The organism is Acinetobacter sp. RRD8 (assembly GCF_031844225.1).
In the GTDB taxonomy this organism is placed as follows: Bacteria; Pseudomonadota; Gammaproteobacteria; order Pseudomonadales; family Moraxellaceae; genus Acinetobacter.
The window spans coordinates 90,003-106,151 of sequence record NZ_JAUZUU010000007.1; the positions used below are offsets into that span (position 1 = coordinate 90,003).

Consider the following 16,149-nt stretch of genomic DNA (forward strand, 5'->3'; position numbering starts at 1 on the left):
TAAATAATCGAAAGGAAAAAATGATGGCGATTACATTAGCCAAAGGACAAGGCTTAAGCCTTGAAAAATCGCAACATAATTTATCTTTAGTAACCATCGGTTTAGGCTGGGATATTGCTGAAAAAAAGACAGGTTTTTTGGGAGGTTTATTTGGAAGTCAATCTGCAGAATATGATCTAGATGTAGTGGCTTTTTTATGTGATGCAGATGGTAAGGTTCGAGATTTAGGGTGGGATGGAGCGGGGAATGCCACGCTTAGAGATAGTGATGTAATTTTTTTTAATAACTTATATCATCGTTCGGGCAACATTCGGTTAACGGGAGATAATCGAACAGGAGCTGGTGATGGTGATGATGAACAAATTATTGTGAAGTTAAATTCACTGTCAAACGATTATCAAAAAATTGTATTTATTGTTCAAATTTATGAGGGTATTAAAAATAATCAACATTTTGGTCAAGTGGATAATGCATTTATTCGTGCTGTAGATGCATCTGGTAAAGAGATGGTGCGTTTTGACTTATCTGGTAAAGGTTATGATCAGCAACGTTCATTGTTATTTGCAGAACTGGTTCGTGAAATTAATGGTTGGAAATTCAATGCTTTAGGTCAATCTTCTGCATCTGATAATTTTTTGGAATGGTTAAAAGAATACGTATAAAGAGATAACAATGCGCCGTCTACCAGTTTATATTTTGCTTGATACATCAGGTTCTATGAAAGGAGAACCCATTCACTCTGTGAATGTTGGTCTCCAATCTATGTTAAGCGCTTTAAGGCAAGATCCCTACGCTCTTGAAAGTGTTTATATCAGTATTATTACTTTTGATATTGAAGCAAGGGTTTATTTGTCACTTACACCTCTGGAGGAAATTCAAATTCCAGAAATTGAAGTGCCGAGTTCAGGTGCAACATTTATGGGAGCAGCTTTGGAATTACTTGCGCAGGAAGTCGAAACCAATGTTAAGAAAACCACATCGGATGAAAAAGGTGATTGGCGCCCATTGATTTTCCTCATGACAGATGGTTCTCCTTCAGATGTTTATGCGTATCAGCAAATAATTCCTCATATCCAACAATTGAATTTTGCAACCATCGTGGCTTGTGCAGCAGGTCCAAAAGCAAAAACTGAGACTTTGTTACAGCTTACGCAGAAAGTAGTAGTACTCGATACTATGGATACCACTTCATTCTCAAGTTTCTTTAAATGGGTTTCAGCAAGTGTCGTTGCAGGAAGTAGTAGTGCAGGAATTAGTGGACCAATATCACTGCCACCACCACCATCTGAAATTCAGTTAGTGTTATAAGGGAAAATTCAAATTTTTCTCGTTTGATTTTATGTTCGGATCGATGATCTTGCTTAATTGTATCGATGAATTAATAAGATCAAACTTATAATAGATTTTTAATGTAAATCATAACAATAAGATGGGATGAATTATGCGCCGATTACCTGTATTTTTTGTAATTGACTGTTCAGAGTCGATGGTTGGTAAACCGTTAGAAGCAGTTCAAGAGGGTATTGATTTCATCATGAAAAGTCTCAGGACAGATCCTTATGCTTTGGAGACGGTTTATGTTTCAATTATTGCCTATGCAGGAATCGTGCGTACTCTAGTGCCATTAACTGAGTTATTTGCATATCGACATTGTGAATTACCCTTAGGTGGAGGAACACATTTAGGTAAAGCTTTAGACCATCTCGGTAAAGAAATCGATCGCTTTGTTATACGTACAACAGTAGATGTAAAAGGTGATTGGAAACCAGTTGTTTATTTGTTTACCGATGGACGCCCTACAGATGATTATCAAGAAGCTATTTATCGTTGGAAAACAAAATACGAAGACAAAGTATCGTTGGTAGCTATTGGTTTAGGTCAAGATGTCGATTTTACTATTTTGAAACAATTTGCAGAACATTGCATTATGCTCGATCAAGTTGATCAAGCATATGTAAAAAGCCTATGTAAGTGGATTAGTGCATCGGTTGTTTCGCAAAGTATTAGCGTAGGTCATCAGAATGAAAATCAACAAATATTGCCCCTTGATGAACGCTATATGCATTTGGCAAAAAATAAATTAAGCTTCCGCAAAGGCCATGCAGACGATCGTACCGTAACTTTTATAGGACGCTGTCAAAAATTGCATCATCCTTATATTCTAAAATATACACGTAACATGCAATACGATGGTCTATCTGATCTAAATATCAGTTTATATAACTTTAAATTAGACACTTGTGAAACAATTTCTGAAGATTATTTTAGCTGGACAGATCAGACTGCGGATAAGCCGACAATTAATACTGCACAGCTTGAAGGAGATGCGCAATGTCCACACTGTTATGCTGAAACAGCATTTGCTATGTGTGACTGTGGAAATTTGATGTGCTATGACGGTTATTCTGAATATGTGGTCTGTCCTTGGTGTCATAGACAAGTGAGTTTCACTATCTCCAGTGGTGGTTTTGACCTTACGCGCGGGCAAGGTTAATTATAATTACTTAAAATTTGGCTGATATTAGATATATTGGTTAAAAATTGCTCACTGGTAAAAAGAAACAAATAATGTGTTTGAAGAGTTGATTCTTAGGAAAAAAATATATGCATGAAAAACTTGCGGTAGAAATTCAAAAAATATTACAGAGAAAAAATTTAGTATTTACATCAACATTTGTTGATTTTTTCTCAAAAGATGAACATGTTCAACAACTTGATCAGCTTTTGCTACATCTGGGTGTTGACTTTAATCGTATTATTGCTTGTGAGCAATTAGATTTATTTGCAAAAAAATCGACTTATTTAAACCATGAATATGATTTGACAGTATCTTGTCATGATGCATCTCAGCAGCTTAACAAAAGCACTATTCTAGAAACACAGCAGATGTCTCCTAAAGAGTTAAATTCATCACTTACAGATGATCTAAAAGATGGTATCAGACTTGAGGAGTTAACTGTTGATGTAGAGATTGATAATAATACTAAGTTAGAGTTTATTAGCCAAAATGATGATGAAACAAAAATGATGGAGCATCTTAGAGAGCTAGAGACTCAAAAAGAAAATATGACTTGTGTTCAAGATGTCTTAAAAAAAATTGATACGACTCCAACTTTAGCAAAAATTACCCCACTTGATGATTCCTCTCCACAAGACCAATCTCCAACTCAGATAACAATAGAAGATAATCATTCTATGTATAGTAATGAAGTAAAGTTCCAAGTTGAAAATGCGCGTGTCGGACAGTTTTATAATTCTAAGATTTCAATTAGTTCAGCACATGACTTCAACAAGATTCGATTTAAAGCAGAAAGTTTTAGATTTGGAAAGCATGACTTTTATTTTGATGAGGAGTCCCAAACAGTACGTGGTGAACCTGAACATGCCGAAGAGTTCGAATTCACTTTCCAATATAGTATGGATAATGCAACCCATTCAGGCCGTTGCAAGCTTAATATCATCCCAGATCCACGTAGTTTATGGAAGGTGCTTGAACCTGAAGCAGGTCAACCGTTTATTAAGGATCATACAGACCAGCGCCTTATATCTACGGAAAAATTTGATTTAATTGCAGCCAGTCGTCGAGGACGCTCTCATGAACATGCAGGGACATTCCGTGACGATGATTTTAGTCTTTTTTATATTCCAGATACAGAATGGTCAGTAATCACTGTTGCTGATGGTGCAGGAAGTGCAATTTACTCACGAGAGGGCTCAAGAATTGCAGTAGATATTGTTGAAAAACAATTTTCTGGATATTTGAATGCCGCTACAATTACTTCACTTGAGGAAGATCTTTCGCAATGGCAAATAGGGCAACAAGATGAAGTAACGAAGCAAATTGCTAAAAAATTAAATGAGCAATTCTTTAATGTTTATTATGATATTTATAAGTCAATTATTGAAGAGATTGAATTGCAGGCTAAAGCATCTAATGTGCCAGCAAAAGCATTTTCAACAACTTTATTGGTGGCTGTTGTCCGCCAATATCAAAACAGAACTTTTATCAGTACATTTTCAGTCGGAGATGGGGCGATCGCTGTTTATAGAAGAGATTCGGTTCGCTTAATGAATGTAGCGGACGGTGGAGAATATGCGGGACAAACACAATTTTTAGATCGTAGTATTGCTTCAGACTTCGGCACCCGTATCAAAATTGGACATTTCAATGATATTGATGCGGTATTGATCATGACAGATGGAATCTCTGATCCTATTTTTGAGACAGAGGTTGGCTTGGGACAACATCCGTTATGGACAAAAATGTATCAGGAAATTGAACCTTTATTCCACCAGCCAGATGCAGATGTCGCATTGTTAGAATGGATGCACTTCTTTAAACCGGGTCATCATGATGATCGAACCATGGCAGTGCTATGGAATAAGAAGGCATCAGCATATCAATTAGACCAAGATTCAACAGAAGTATAAGGAACATAGTCGTGGCAGGAAAAATTGTTAAATGTACAACTGTTGATGGTCGTCCAATTGAGTTTGTCGATGAAGTGATTGGTTCTGGTGCAATGAAAGATGTGTATTTTTCACCTGATAAAAGCTATGTAGTATGCTTTTTTAGTAAGGAGAAAAATAAATTCTATGAATCCAAAGCAGCGCTTGACCAACAGAAAGAGCGCCTAAAAGAAATCGTTGGCAATAAATGGAATGGTATTTTTAATGGGGTCGGAGGAGATTATTGGAAGAATATCTACTGTTGGCCAGATGCATTAGTTGAATATAATAATCTGATAGGAATTACTGCGCCAACTTATAAAAAACAGTTTTTCTTTGAACATGGTTCAAAAAATAATGATTTTCTAAGTATTAAGGGTAAAGAAAAAGAAGGTAAGTGGTTTGCGAGTGCGAATAATCAAAATCGTTTTTTAGACGATCGGGAAAAGGGTACATGGCTCAATTATCTTAAAATTAGTATTCTAATTTCACGTGCAGTACGTCGTATGCATGCTGCTGGGGTAGCTCACTCAGATTTATCTTACAAAAATGTATTGATTGATCCAGTTACGGGAAGTGCGTGTGTCATTGATGTCGATGGCTTAGTTGTACCTGGTAAATATCCTCCTGATGTAGTGGGAACTCCTGATTTTATTGCACCAGAAGTGGTAACGACTAGTCACTTATCAAAAGAAGATCCAAAACGTTTTTTACCTAGTATTACAACAGATAGACATGCCTTGGGTGTGTTGATCTATATGTATTTGTTATATCGCCATCCTTTACGTGGTGGAAAAATCCACGATATGGATGACCCACAAAAAGATGAAAATCTAGGCATGGGGCAAAAGGCATTATTCATCGAACATCCGACAGACCACTCCAACCGTGTTCGTTCTAATCAATTAAAATCATCTCAATTACCTTGGGCAGATCCACAGCAAATTCCTTATACTGTGACAGGACCATATTTAACCGAATTATTTAATAAATGTTTTATTGATGGTTTGCATGAACCGAGTAAGCGACCTTCTGCAAATGATTGGGAAGATGCTTTAGTCAAAACCGTTGACTTAATTCAGCCGTGTTTAAATGCTAATTGTACCCATAAGTGGTATGTTTTCGATAATACTACTGCACCAAAATGTCCTTTCTGCAATACGCCATTTTCAGGTAAGCTGCCAATACTAAACTTATATTCTGCACGTCAAGAAGGAAAGTTTAGACCAGATAATCATCGTTTAATGGTATGGACAGGTCAGTCTTTATTTGAATGGCATACTAATCATTTAGTTGCTCCTAATGAACGTTTAACTCCTGCTCAAACTAAACGGAAAGGTTATTTTGTTTTTCATAATAATAAGTGGTGGTTAGTTAATGAAGGGTTAGCAGATTTGACTGACGTAACAACCAAAACAGCTATCCCGATTGGAGGTAAAATTGAGCTAAAAGATGGTGTAAAAATTTTACTTTCAAAGCAAGAAGGTGGCCGTCTGGCTGTAGTACAGATGGTTGAAGCTTAGACTGAAAATGTATTGAGCATAAGTTTATCTTGGGTAGACGGTTGAGACTTACATAAACCAAAAGTTTTATAGCGTAATAAAATCATTTCTGCCCAATTGCGATGTGTAGCAGGTTCTAACATTGAGCCGTGGCTTTTAAATACACTTTTAGCATCTTGCGATAAAATTTGCTGTGCTTCATGAAATTCTTCTGTAGTTATTTGAAGGGCTTGATGAATATACGCAATTTGCGAAGGATGAATGGCAGTTTTTGTATAAATCCCATTATTCATATCTTGGCATATTTCACTCATGAGCAATTGCGTGTGGTTAATATGTTCACACACTGGCGAACTGAGTTGAAAACCAGCTGGAATAAATAAGCCTGCCAATTGTGAAATCAATATACCTACAGGGGTTTGATAAATAGTACTATTTTTAGGACGACGTAAATTTAAACAGGACAGAAGGTCATTACCTCCAATTCTTAAACACAAGGTTTTATGAAAATCATACTTGAGGGCTTGATTAAGTTCCATATTATGGCCCATATCAAAAATCTCTTTAGTTTCAAGCGTTGGCATCAGGTTGATATTAGATGGCAAAACGTCCATCCACTGTTTTAGATCGTGTAGCGTAAACTTGGGTAAAATCATACCACTGTAGGTATGATTTAATTCCCAGTCGACAATGTGTTTTGCCATCTCAATATTTCTAGGACGAATAAACATTGCAGGTGCTTTAGGATTCGGCTGTTCTAAACGTTTTTGTAATAAAAGTTTTAGGTTAACCATCGCAGTTTGTACGTCTCTTTCCAATACGGCATCTTCTAAACAGACTGCAATAGATTTAAGTATTGGAAATTTAATCCCTTCGGTAACTTCCCATAACTGCTCATGAGTTGCAGGAATGTACATGGTTGCACCAAGTTCAATCGCATGTTGCAGTTGTTTCATTTATTTTTCTCGACTTTTTTTATCAGAGTGACTGCATGGTATGGACCTAACTTGGCACCTAAAATATCTACAGGAATATTTTGTTCTTTGGCAAAATGTAACAGTAATTGTACATGGGGATTGGATGGATCACGAATTAATATTCTTTCAGGAATACGTCTTAATACCGCACGTGTCGCTTCTGCAATACTAGGTTTAATACGATTAATATTTTTAATATTATAGGTGTCAGAGATCCAAATAATCGTATCTAAACAAATTTTTTGTTGTTTGAGTCGAATATGATTATTCCAATGGGATAAATTTGTAGACGGATTCTGATTAATAATATTTAAAATTTTGTCTGTAAAATCTACTGAAATATCATGTTCAGCTAGATGTTTGTAAACTAAACAACTATGCCAATTTTTAGGCTCATAGCAATTTTTTTTTGCTAACTCAAAATTGATATGATCTTTTAAAATGGTGCGTGAGGTTAAACCAGAGACCACAGAACCTAGAATACCAAACGGAATCAGCCAATCCTCACAGCTAGCACTTAACCAAGAATAGCCACCTAAATCGGCTAAGGTGACAAGGCGAGGAATATCCCAGCCTGCATCAAATAATGCCGGATAATCTGCTAAATTTTGGGTTAACTCTCGACAAATTGCACCTTTACCTGTCCAACCATCTACAAAAACAATATTTTCCGCACCATGTTGATCAATAATGGCATGTAAGGCTGCAAAGTCGATACCGCGATCACGAATAATACTAATACCGTAATGTACGCACTGCTGATATTTTTCAATATAGTGCTTGAGCAGTACCCCTAAAGGTACACCTGCACGTACTAGACTGACCAAAATAATAGGCTGATTTTTAAATCGACTCAGTAGAGAGTTACCAATTTTCTGTACATCACAAGCCAGACGTTCAGCACCTTGCTCAAAAGCGTATTGAAAATGACGCATCTGCTCTTTTGAAGGGGGATGCTCTACACTAATCATTTGGGAGTAATGTTTTTTCCCTGATTGAATCAAATACTCTTTTTCTGCCAATGGTGTCGGTTCAATATCATCAATATTGAGTAAAAAGGTTACATCTTGCGGTCGATATGAACCATGAAAACCTAAGGTATTAAGATTGGATGCACCAGCATAATTCTTATCCATGTCCTAAATATCCTTTCGCATTATGATCTTGCATTAAACTTTGTGCTAAAAACTTATCCAATTGGCTATTTTTGGGCATACCAAACCAATCACAGCACGCTAAGAAGCCGGCATCAGATAAACTGTCGCCCCAACCTAAGATGGCACGTTCACGTTCAGGGTCATATTTGTTGATAAAAAATTCGACTGCTTTTTGTTTAGAAACAAATTTTGGAATAATCGCCAAATTATTACCATTGATATGTACGTAACAATGCTCGAGCACTTCAGCAGGTAAGTTGGCAATAATTTTAGATAAAAATAATGGTTCCGGATCATTCTGTTTGGCAACGGTATAAATTTTCCCGCCATTTTCTTCCACCGTCCAAGTACGGATTGATCCAAAAGGTTTTGCATAATCCAGTAGTGCATTGGGTAGATCATTGAGTAAGTGTTCTAACTCTGCTGTAGCTTGCTGTTGCAAAACAAGCCATTCTTGATCAACCTGTTTATTGGCCCCTAAAATGGTTCCGCCATGTGAGCAGACTGCACCGTGCTGAAAAGGAATATGTACGCGTTGTAATGCTTCTACTGACCGAGCAGTGACTGGAATTACTTCAGCAGACTCTAATAGCCAATTCACGAATATTTGCTGTTTTGGCAGCATATAAGAGAGCGGTTCACCTAATTTATCTGTAGTCGCAATTTTATGTAAAGGCGTAGGTGTGCTTTTACGATGTGTTTGAAAAAGTGTGTCATCTAAGTCAACAAAAATTAACGGCTTAGCATTCATAACTAATAATTTCCAAGTTTTTTATTTGTTCAAAAAGCAGAGGATCAACACTATCTTTAGCAGTTTCAATGATTAAAAAGACACGATCAAATTGTTGATGTTTCACGTTGTATGCATAGTTATTCATATTGAGTCCATAATTGTCTTTAAATAAACAAATACTTTCAATAGCATGACCTTGCATAATCGGAGAGCGGGTGGTGGAGCTAAAATAAACCTCAACATCTTGCTTTTCTAGTTGCTCTGCCATGAGGAAAGGAATCCAGGTGAATTCACCCGAACCTAACACTAAAACTTTTTCATGCGCTTGAATGGATTTAATCTGTTGCCACACAGAACAATCCAGAAAAGTCGGTTCGCGTCCCCAGTCATTGGGTGCAATAACTTTTTGACTTTGTTGTTGGGTTGAACTGACATTCGGCATTTGAATATCAATTTCTTTATTGTTATCTTGCCACTGCCAGTGACCTTGTAATAAAGAAATCACTTCAACTGGAATACCTAAATCATCGGTGACTAAGTGCTGTTCAGCCCAATTGACTAAGGTTACTAAAATAATCCGTTCAATCTGTTCTAAACCCGATTTTTTAAGACTGAGAATTAAATTTCTAAAGGTTTTTCCAGTCGAAATTTCATCATCAACTAAAATAAGTGTTTTTGAACTCAGGATGTGTTGATGTTTAATAGCATTATGACTGGATAAGATAAACTGGTCTTGTGCATGGCTATGTTCTTCTAAAAACAAGCCTAATGTGGGCAAGGTTTCGACTGGATGCCGAGTAGTCGTTAAAAAAATCGCATTTTCCCCGAAATCTGGTTTGAGCTCACGATAGACTCCTGCGCCCAAACCGACTGCGGTTTCAGCCATACCAATCACACTAATGGGATAGGGTAAATTCTTGGGAATAAGTGCAGCAAGGTCTTGATAGCTTTTTTGCATCACGGATGGTGCGACAGGAATATGTTTACCCAGAACTTTAGAAACAAATAAAAATGCACGTTTCGGATTAATTCTTTCTGCAAAGCTCAGCAAATCATCCAATGTCCATTCAGGATGATGATGATTTACTGTCACACTAATACGGCCACGACTTAAATCAATATGTTTTATCAATGTTTACATTCCATTTTTATACTTTGTAGGATGGGGAGAACTTGTACTAAAGTAGTTGGTACGGGGCTCTTTAAAATTAAGTGCAATTTTTCAGCAATCAATTCTGCAATTAAATTAATTCCAGTATGTTGTGTATAGGCAAAACCGCCAGCGGGACGCGGGTTGATTTCTAAAATATGCCAGACTCCATGATCATCTTGCTTAAATTGAATATTGATCAATCCATCGCACTGGAAATGTTCTACTAAAATTTTACATATTTCATGACATGGATGCTCGATATAGCATTCTTGATAAAATTTAAATTTTATCCGAGTCACTAATGCTAAAATTTTGCCATTACTACAGGCAATATCTACAGAACATTCTTGCCCTTGCAAAAAAGGCATAATCAAATACTCAATAGGCGGCTGTAATTGAGCATAAGCTTCTATAAACTGTTGTGTATTACATAGAGTATTAGATTGAAATTTCATAAAATATGAAACATGATCGCTTAATTGCACAAAACCTGCACCATATACGCCATAAACAGGCTTTGCACAAATAGCGCTATATCGTTGTTGATATTCCTCAATAGCTTGCTTTAATTCATTAACATGAGCAACTTTTGTAGCAGAAATGCTAGGTAAGTTTAAACCTTCGCAAATTTGTCCAAATAAAAATTTATTATTAATATTTTCATGCTGACTGATGCCTCTGGCACCAGTTACTAATTGAATATCATGACGAGAAAATTCTTCACGAAATGGCTCAATAAATTGACTATGCTTTCCACAAAGCAAAAGTTGAATAGAATGCTTTTTACATTGTTCTAATAACCAGTCTGGACTTTCCTTAATAAGCGGTTGTTGAAAAAAATAATCTGCAAGCAGCTTCAGTCCAGGACGTTGTTTACTGTGAGAACAAAAAATAGTCAGATAGGGGGATAAATTTGAGTTTTTTAATAATTGAATAATGTCATTTTGACAGGAATAACTTTCAGCAATCCAGATATTGTAATGCGATTTCACAGTAGATTTGATCTCAATTTTATTTAATAACAATTATGAATTTATGATTCCATTCTACATGGAGTATATAAAATTTTTCATGTAATAAATTGAAAAATTGTTCTAGAAAGTCACTGGGTTGATATCAACCCACTGACGTGGTGGCGGGTTTTTATATTGCTATACTTGCCGCGTGAATCCGTCTATGTTAAAACGATATAGGACGAATAAAATAATTTTTAAGATATTTTTTTATACTCATATACTTAATTAGTTAAATGAAATATTACAATATTGTAAGAGGGTAGTATGCAACTTATTGCAGGTGGAAACATTGCTTTAGCATCTGAAGTGGTGGAGATATTAATAAAAACCAGTATTCCAAATCAAGTAGAGGTTGATTGTACTGCATATCTTTTAGCACAAAGTACGCAAAAAGTGCGTGGCGATCAGGACATGATCTTCTATGGACAAACTCAAACCTTGAATCAAAGTGTAGTACTGACTCAATCTAATTCTAATAATCCATATTTAACGAAATTTAAGATTAATACAGCATTACTAGATCCACAAATTCAAAAGGTTACTTTATGTGCAACAATTAATGAACCCAATAATTTTAGTCGAATCACTCCTATTCATATTGAACTTTTATCCGGTAATCAACCTATCGCTAATGCATTGATTCAGACTCAGTCTAAAACAGAAAAAGCATTAATTTTGGCAGAAGTGTATAAACATAATGATAAGTGGAAATTTAGATTTATTGATCAAGGCTTTAATGGCGGACTGAAACCTTTGGCCGAAAACTTTGGTGTGGTGATTGATGAGACTACAACGCATACTTCGCCAACGCCAACGCCAACGCCAACGCCAACGCCAACAAAATCAAATATAAATTTATCCAAGATCAAGTTAGATAAAAATAACTCGACAATTAATCTTAGTAAGAAAGGTTCAGCCTTTGGAAAAATTTCAGTCAATTTAAACTGGAATAAATCTATACCTAAATCCGAATCTTTTTTTCAAAAATTAACTCGCTCCAGTTCAATCGACTTGGATTTGGGGGCGATGATACAGCTTAAAGATGGCGGCATTGATTTAGTGCAACCGCTTGGTAACCGATTTGGTAATTTTGATCGCGCTCCCTATATGAAATTAGACGCAGATGATCGCACCGGAGCATCGCTAAATGGAGAAAACTTACACATTAACGGCACTCAATGGGATCGCATTGAACGTATTGTGATTTACACGTATATTTATGACGGTGCAGCACAGTGGACTGCAACAGATGGGGTGGTTACGATTCGTATTCCTGATCAACCAGAAATTGAAGTGCGCTTAACCGATGGTAATCAATTAACAACCTGTGCAATCATAGAATTAAAAAATGTGAATGGTGCTATTCAAGCCAATCGAGAAGTTCGTTATTTTAAAGACCAACAATTTTTAGATAAGTTTTATCGCTTTGGTTTCCGCTGGACCCAAGGCTCAAAAGATTAACAGTATCAATTTAATTTACATGTAATAAAGAAGAGAGAAAATTATGGCTATTTCATTAAACAAAGGTGGAAATCTATCTTTAAGTAAAACAGATCCATCGCTTAACCAAGTTTTGATTGGTTTAGGTTGGGATGCGCGAGCAACCGATGGTGCAGATTTTGACTTGGATGCTTCTGCATTTTTATTGGCTACAAATGATAAAGTTCGTGGTGAAACTGATTTTATTTTTTATAACCAAACCCGTTCACCAGAAGGTTCTGTCGAACATACCGGAGACAATCGTACCGGTGAGGGTGATGGCGATGATGAAGCGGTTAAAATTAATTTGGCGAAAGTTCCTGCTGATGTGCAAAAAATTGCCATTACTGTGACTATTCATGATGCTGAAAGCCGTGGGCAAAATTTTGGTCAAGTGCAAAATGCTTTTATTCGTGTAGTCAATGACCAGACCAATGTCGAAATTGTCCGCTTTGATTTAAATGAAGATTATTCTACTGAAACAGCGATGATTTTCGGTGAACTGTATCGTCATAATAGTGAATGGAAGTTTAGAGCCGTAGGGCAAGGTTATAATGGCGGTCTACGCGCTATGTGTAGCCAATATGGCATCAGTATTTAAACTTTGTTTATTAGGTAAAAAATGAAACATTTCCGTTTTTCGATAATTTTTACCATCATATGCTTGGCTATTTCAGCATATTGGGGCTTCACACATGGTCCTGAAGCTGGCCTGATGGCCATGTTTAAAGTCTTGGCTATTACTTCTATTCTAGCTGTGATGGAGGTTTCATTATCTTTTGATAATGCTGTTGTCAATGCTTCTGTATTGAAACATTGGGATCAGTTTTGGCGTACGCTTTTTTTAACTGTCGGCATATTGGTGGCAGTATTTGGTATGCGTTTGGTATTTCCTCTACTTATTGTAGGTGTAACAGCTGATATGAGCATGGTAGAGGTTGCTAAACTTGCTCTGAATGATCCTGCAACCTATTCAGCTAAGCTAATGGCACATCATGCAGAGATTGCTGCATTTGGCGGTATGTTCTTATTATTAGTGTTCTTAAATTTCTTATTTGATGATGAAAAGGATACACATTGGTTCCATTGGCTTGAATCAAAATTAGCTGATTTAGGGAATATCCAAGCTATTTCAGTATTTCTATCCTTGGTCATTCTACTGATTTTGGCAAGCTATATGCCTGATGAATCCCGTCTTGTAGTGGTAATGGCTGGTATCTGGGGTATCGTAGTTTATGTCGGTGTTAAGGTACTAGGGCATCTGTTAGAAGGCAGTAGCAAAGATGATGAATCTGAAAACTCAAGCAGTGCTTCAGCAACAGGTACAATCGTTAAAGGTGGTATCGGTGGTTTCTTATACTTAGAAGTATTAGATGCATCTTTTAGTTTTGACGGCGTGATCGGCGCTTTCGCAATTACCAGCGATGTAGTTATTATTATGCTTGGTTTGGCCATTGGTGCGATGTTTGTGCGCTCTATGACTATTTATTTAGTTGAAAAAGGCACATTGGATGCCTATGTATACCTAGAGCATGGTGCACATTATGCAATTGGTGCGTTGGCCTTTATTATGCTTGTGAGTGGTACAGGGTTACATGTCCCTGAAGTCATTACCGGATTAATAGGTGTAGCATTTATTGTATGGGCTGTATTCTCATCAATTGCGTACAGTAAAAAGCAAAATGCTTCATAAGTTATATTTAATAAGGAAATAAAAAATGGCGATTAATTTATCAAAAGGCGGGAATATCAACCTGTCTAAAACTGCACCAACTATGAATAAAGTCGACTTAGGCTTAGGTTGGAATCCTCGTACAACGGATGGTAAAGCATTCGATTTAGATGCTGTTGCTTTCTTAACGGGTGAAGATGGTAAAGTTCGTTTAGACGGCGAATTTATTTTCTTTAATCAGAAAGTTTCACCATGTGGTTCAGTGACTCATAATGGTGATAACCGTACTGGTGATGGCGATGGCGATGATGAAACTATTTCAGTAGACTTGTCTAAAGTTCCTCAAGAAGTGGCAAAAATTGTATTTGCGGTAACTATTCATGAAGGTCAGCAAAATAGTCAAAACTTCGGTATGGTTGATAAAGCATATATACGTGTGATTAACCAAGATGCTAATGCAGAAGAGTTAGCTCGTTTTGACCTATCTGAAGATGGTAGCACTGAAGTTGCAATGATTTTTGGTGAATTATATCGTCACAGTGGTGAGTGGAAATTCAAAGCAGTAGGTCAAGGCTTTAGTGGTGGTTTAGGTGCTTTAGCAGCTAGTTATGGTGTTGCTGTTTAAGCAGCTAGTTGTAACACAAGTACTAAAAGAGCGATCTTTTAGTACTTGAAAGTGATAGATATAGGATTACTTTCAAGTACTACAATAGAGAATAAAAATGCACTTGATTTCTGGTCAAAAAATAGCATTGAATCAAATTATTCAGACAAGTGATGTCTTTACTTTACGGATTCAAATGAACGCCACATTTGAGATCGATGTTTCAAGCTTTGGCTTAGGCGTAGGCGATACACTTTTTAATGATGATTATATGACTTTTTATAATCAGCCTCAGACACCTGCCGCAGAAGTACGCTATCAACAACAACGTAATGCGCATCTTTTTCACTTCAATTTAAAGCACATTAATCATGCACAGACGCCACGATTTATACTGTGTGCTGCGGTCAGTGATCAGCAAAAAAATTTAAGAGACGTGAAAGCGATTCAAATCGAATTGCTTAACTCATCTGGACAGGTAGTGGCAACGTATGCATTAAGCCCCAGCTATTTCAGTCAAGAAAAAGCAGCGATGTTGGTCGAGGTTTATTTTAAAAATGATTTATGGTGCTTGGCAGCGATTGGACAAGGCTTTAATAGTGGCTTAAATGCTTTGGTTCGACATTTTGGTGCTGAGGTTGCAGAAGACCTTGCTCCACCTATGCCAACGCTCTCCAAGCTTGATTTAAAGAAAAAAGTGATTTTAGATAAAATTGAGCAGGCAGCACCACATTTATTAGATTTAACTAAAAAGTCGCTGATAAGCTTAGAAAAAAGTAATTTATTGAATATTAAAGCACGAGTAGCACTGGTGTTAGATTATTCAGGTTCAATGAGCCAACAATATAAATCGGGTGATGTACAACACCTTCTAGACCGAATTATACCCTTGGCTTTGAATTTTGATGACGATGGTAGCTTTGAGTGTTGGGCATTTGCAGAAAAAGCCCTTCATTTAAATGATGTGAATCTTGAGAATTTAAATAACTATATAGCTTCAGAACAAGGAGGCTATAAAAAATGGAATGCGGGAGCTGGCTATAATAATGAGCCTGCCGTTCTTGAAGAAGTATTGCATTATTTCATTAAAGAAAGTCCATCAAACGTACCTGTCTATATTGTATTTATTTCTGATGGCGGTGTGTCTGAAGCTAGAAAAATTAAAAAGATTTTACAAGAGGCATCATCACAACCCATATTTTGGCAATTTGTAGGTATAGGCGGCAGAAATTACGGTGTATTAGAGAAATTAGATATCATGGAGGGGCGAGTGGTCGACAATTGTAATTTCTTTAAAATAGATAATATTGAAAGTATTTCTGAATCAATGCTCTATGACTTTTTACTTCAAGAATTTCCGATATGGTTAACAGAAGCAAAAAATAAAAATATCGTGAGAGGATAGGT

At 36.5% G+C, this 16,149-nt stretch carries 15 protein-coding genes; 10 read left to right on the plus strand and 5 right to left on the minus strand.

What is annotated here, in order from left to right; genetic code table 11:
• The first annotated feature begins 23 nt into the window (after nucleotides 1-23).
• The 5 genes from Q9R24_RS09080 to Q9R24_RS09100 all read left to right on the plus strand — a co-directional run bounded on the left by Q9R24_RS09080 (nucleotide 24) and on the right by Q9R24_RS09100 (nucleotide 5,972).
• Entirely contained in the window at nucleotides 24-662 is a 639-nt protein-coding gene (locus Q9R24_RS09080; RefSeq protein WP_114392572.1) for a TerD family protein, read from the plus strand.
• A gap of 10 nt (nucleotides 663-672) precedes the next feature.
• Nucleotides 673-1,308 (plus strand): VWA domain-containing protein, encoded by a 636-nt coding sequence (locus Q9R24_RS09085; protein WP_148334862.1) that lies wholly within the window; start codon nucleotides 673-675, stop codon nucleotides 1,306-1,308.
• Nucleotides 1,309-1,441: 133 nt separating this feature from the next.
• A complete protein-coding gene (locus Q9R24_RS09090) occupies nucleotides 1,442-2,494 on the plus strand; it encodes a TerY-C metal binding domain-containing protein (RefSeq protein WP_311204117.1) in 1,053 nt (350 codons plus the stop codon).
• A 110-nt stretch (nucleotides 2,495-2,604) separates the two neighbouring features.
• Nucleotides 2,605-4,431 (plus strand): PP2C family serine/threonine-protein phosphatase, encoded by a 1,827-nt coding sequence (locus Q9R24_RS09095; protein WP_148334860.1) that lies wholly within the window; start codon nucleotides 2,605-2,607, stop codon nucleotides 4,429-4,431.
• Nucleotides 4,432-4,442: 11 nt separating this feature from the next.
• Nucleotides 4,443-5,972, plus strand: coding sequence for a helix-hairpin-helix domain-containing protein (locus Q9R24_RS09100; protein ID WP_148334859.1), 1,530 nt, complete (start codon nucleotides 4,443-4,445; stop codon nucleotides 5,970-5,972).
• Here Q9R24_RS09100 and Q9R24_RS09105 read toward each other — a convergent pair.
• The 5 genes from Q9R24_RS09105 to Q9R24_RS09125 are packed head-to-tail and all read right to left on the minus strand — an operon-like array spanning nucleotide 5,969 to nucleotide 10,963.
• On the minus strand, nucleotides 5,969-6,907 hold the full coding sequence (locus Q9R24_RS09105) for an HpcH/HpaI aldolase/citrate lyase family protein (protein ID WP_068543414.1): 939 nt from the start codon (nucleotides 6,905-6,907) through the stop codon (nucleotides 5,969-5,971). The two genes, Q9R24_RS09100 and Q9R24_RS09105, sit on opposite strands and share 4 nt — an antisense overlap.
• Nucleotides 6,904-8,064: a cysteine protease StiP domain-containing protein gene (locus Q9R24_RS09110; protein WP_311204118.1), complete on the minus strand. Its 1,161-nt coding sequence runs from the start codon at nucleotides 8,062-8,064 to the stop codon at nucleotides 6,904-6,906. The genes Q9R24_RS09105 and Q9R24_RS09110 overlap by 4 nt, the downstream gene beginning before the upstream one ends.
• Entirely contained in the window at nucleotides 8,057-8,836 is a 780-nt protein-coding gene (locus tag Q9R24_RS09115) for a hypothetical protein (protein WP_148334857.1), read from the minus strand. The genes Q9R24_RS09110 and Q9R24_RS09115 overlap by 8 nt, the downstream gene beginning before the upstream one ends.
• Nucleotides 8,826-9,947, minus strand: coding sequence for a phosphoribosyltransferase domain-containing protein (locus Q9R24_RS09120; RefSeq protein WP_404976581.1), 1,122 nt, complete (start codon nucleotides 9,945-9,947; stop codon nucleotides 8,826-8,828). The genes Q9R24_RS09115 and Q9R24_RS09120 overlap by 11 nt, the downstream gene beginning before the upstream one ends.
• The gene (locus Q9R24_RS09125) at nucleotides 9,947-10,963 is read right to left on the minus strand and encodes an ATP-grasp domain-containing protein (RefSeq protein ID WP_311204120.1); all 1,017 of its coding nucleotides are present in this window, start codon (nucleotides 10,961-10,963) and stop codon (nucleotides 9,947-9,949) included. The genes Q9R24_RS09120 and Q9R24_RS09125 overlap by 1 nt, the downstream gene beginning before the upstream one ends.
• Nucleotides 10,964-11,251: 288 nt before the next feature.
• On the opposite strand from Q9R24_RS09125, the gene Q9R24_RS09130 reads away from it, so the two are divergent.
• The 5 genes from Q9R24_RS09130 (at nucleotide 11,252) to Q9R24_RS09150 (ending at nucleotide 16,147) form a co-directional block, all read left to right on the plus strand.
• Nucleotides 11,252-12,448, plus strand: coding sequence for a TerD family protein (locus Q9R24_RS09130; RefSeq protein WP_311204121.1), 1,197 nt, complete (start codon nucleotides 11,252-11,254; stop codon nucleotides 12,446-12,448).
• A 43-nt stretch (nucleotides 12,449-12,491) separates the two neighbouring features.
• A complete protein-coding gene (locus tag Q9R24_RS09135) occupies nucleotides 12,492-13,067 on the plus strand; it encodes a TerD family protein (RefSeq protein ID WP_311204122.1) in 576 nt (191 codons plus the stop codon).
• 21 nt (nucleotides 13,068-13,088) lie between these two features.
• A complete protein-coding gene (locus Q9R24_RS09140) occupies nucleotides 13,089-14,159 on the plus strand; it encodes a DUF475 domain-containing protein (protein WP_311204123.1) in 1,071 nt (356 codons plus the stop codon).
• Between the two features lie 25 nt (nucleotides 14,160-14,184).
• Nucleotides 14,185-14,763 carry a TerD family protein gene (locus tag Q9R24_RS09145; protein WP_311204124.1) on the plus strand — a complete coding sequence of 193 codons (579 nt, stop codon included), beginning with the start codon at nucleotides 14,185-14,187 and terminating at the stop codon, nucleotides 14,761-14,763.
• Between the two features lie 97 nt (nucleotides 14,764-14,860).
• On the plus strand, nucleotides 14,861-16,147 hold the full coding sequence (locus Q9R24_RS09150; RefSeq protein WP_311204125.1) for a VWA domain-containing protein: 1,287 nt from the start codon (nucleotides 14,861-14,863) through the stop codon (nucleotides 16,145-16,147).
• The last annotated feature ends 2 nt before the right edge of the window (nucleotides 16,148-16,149 follow it).

Bases quoted from the DNA above. Each gene is read 5' to 3' on its own strand.
- Q9R24_RS09080 (WP_114392572.1), top strand. From the start codon at position 24: ATGGCGATTACATTAGCCAAAGGACAAGGCTTAAGCCTTGAAAAATCG.
- Q9R24_RS09085 (WP_148334862.1), top strand. From the start codon at position 673: ATGCGCCGTCTACCAGTTTATATTTTGCTTGATACATCAGGTTCTATG.
- Q9R24_RS09090 (WP_311204117.1), top strand. From the start codon at position 1,442: ATGCGCCGATTACCTGTATTTTTTGTAATTGACTGTTCAGAGTCGATG.
- Q9R24_RS09095 (WP_148334860.1), top strand. From the start codon at position 2,605: ATGCATGAAAAACTTGCGGTAGAAATTCAAAAAATATTACAGAGAAAA.
- Q9R24_RS09105 (WP_068543414.1), bottom strand. From the start codon at position 6,907: ATGAAACAACTGCAACATGCGATTGAACTTGGTGCAACCATGTACATT.
- Q9R24_RS09110 (WP_311204118.1), bottom strand. From the start codon at position 8,064: ATGGATAAGAATTATGCTGGTGCATCCAATCTTAATACCTTAGGTTTT.
- Q9R24_RS09115 (WP_148334857.1), bottom strand. From the start codon at position 8,836: ATGAATGCTAAGCCGTTAATTTTTGTTGACTTAGATGACACACTTTTT.
- Q9R24_RS09130 (WP_311204121.1), top strand. From the start codon at position 11,252: ATGCAACTTATTGCAGGTGGAAACATTGCTTTAGCATCTGAAGTGGTG.
- Q9R24_RS09135 (WP_311204122.1), top strand. From the start codon at position 12,492: ATGGCTATTTCATTAAACAAAGGTGGAAATCTATCTTTAAGTAAAACA.
- Q9R24_RS09140 (WP_311204123.1), top strand. From the start codon at position 13,089: ATGAAACATTTCCGTTTTTCGATAATTTTTACCATCATATGCTTGGCT.
- Q9R24_RS09145 (WP_311204124.1), top strand. From the start codon at position 14,185: ATGGCGATTAATTTATCAAAAGGCGGGAATATCAACCTGTCTAAAACT.
- Q9R24_RS09150 (WP_311204125.1), top strand. From the start codon at position 14,861: ATGCACTTGATTTCTGGTCAAAAAATAGCATTGAATCAAATTATTCAG.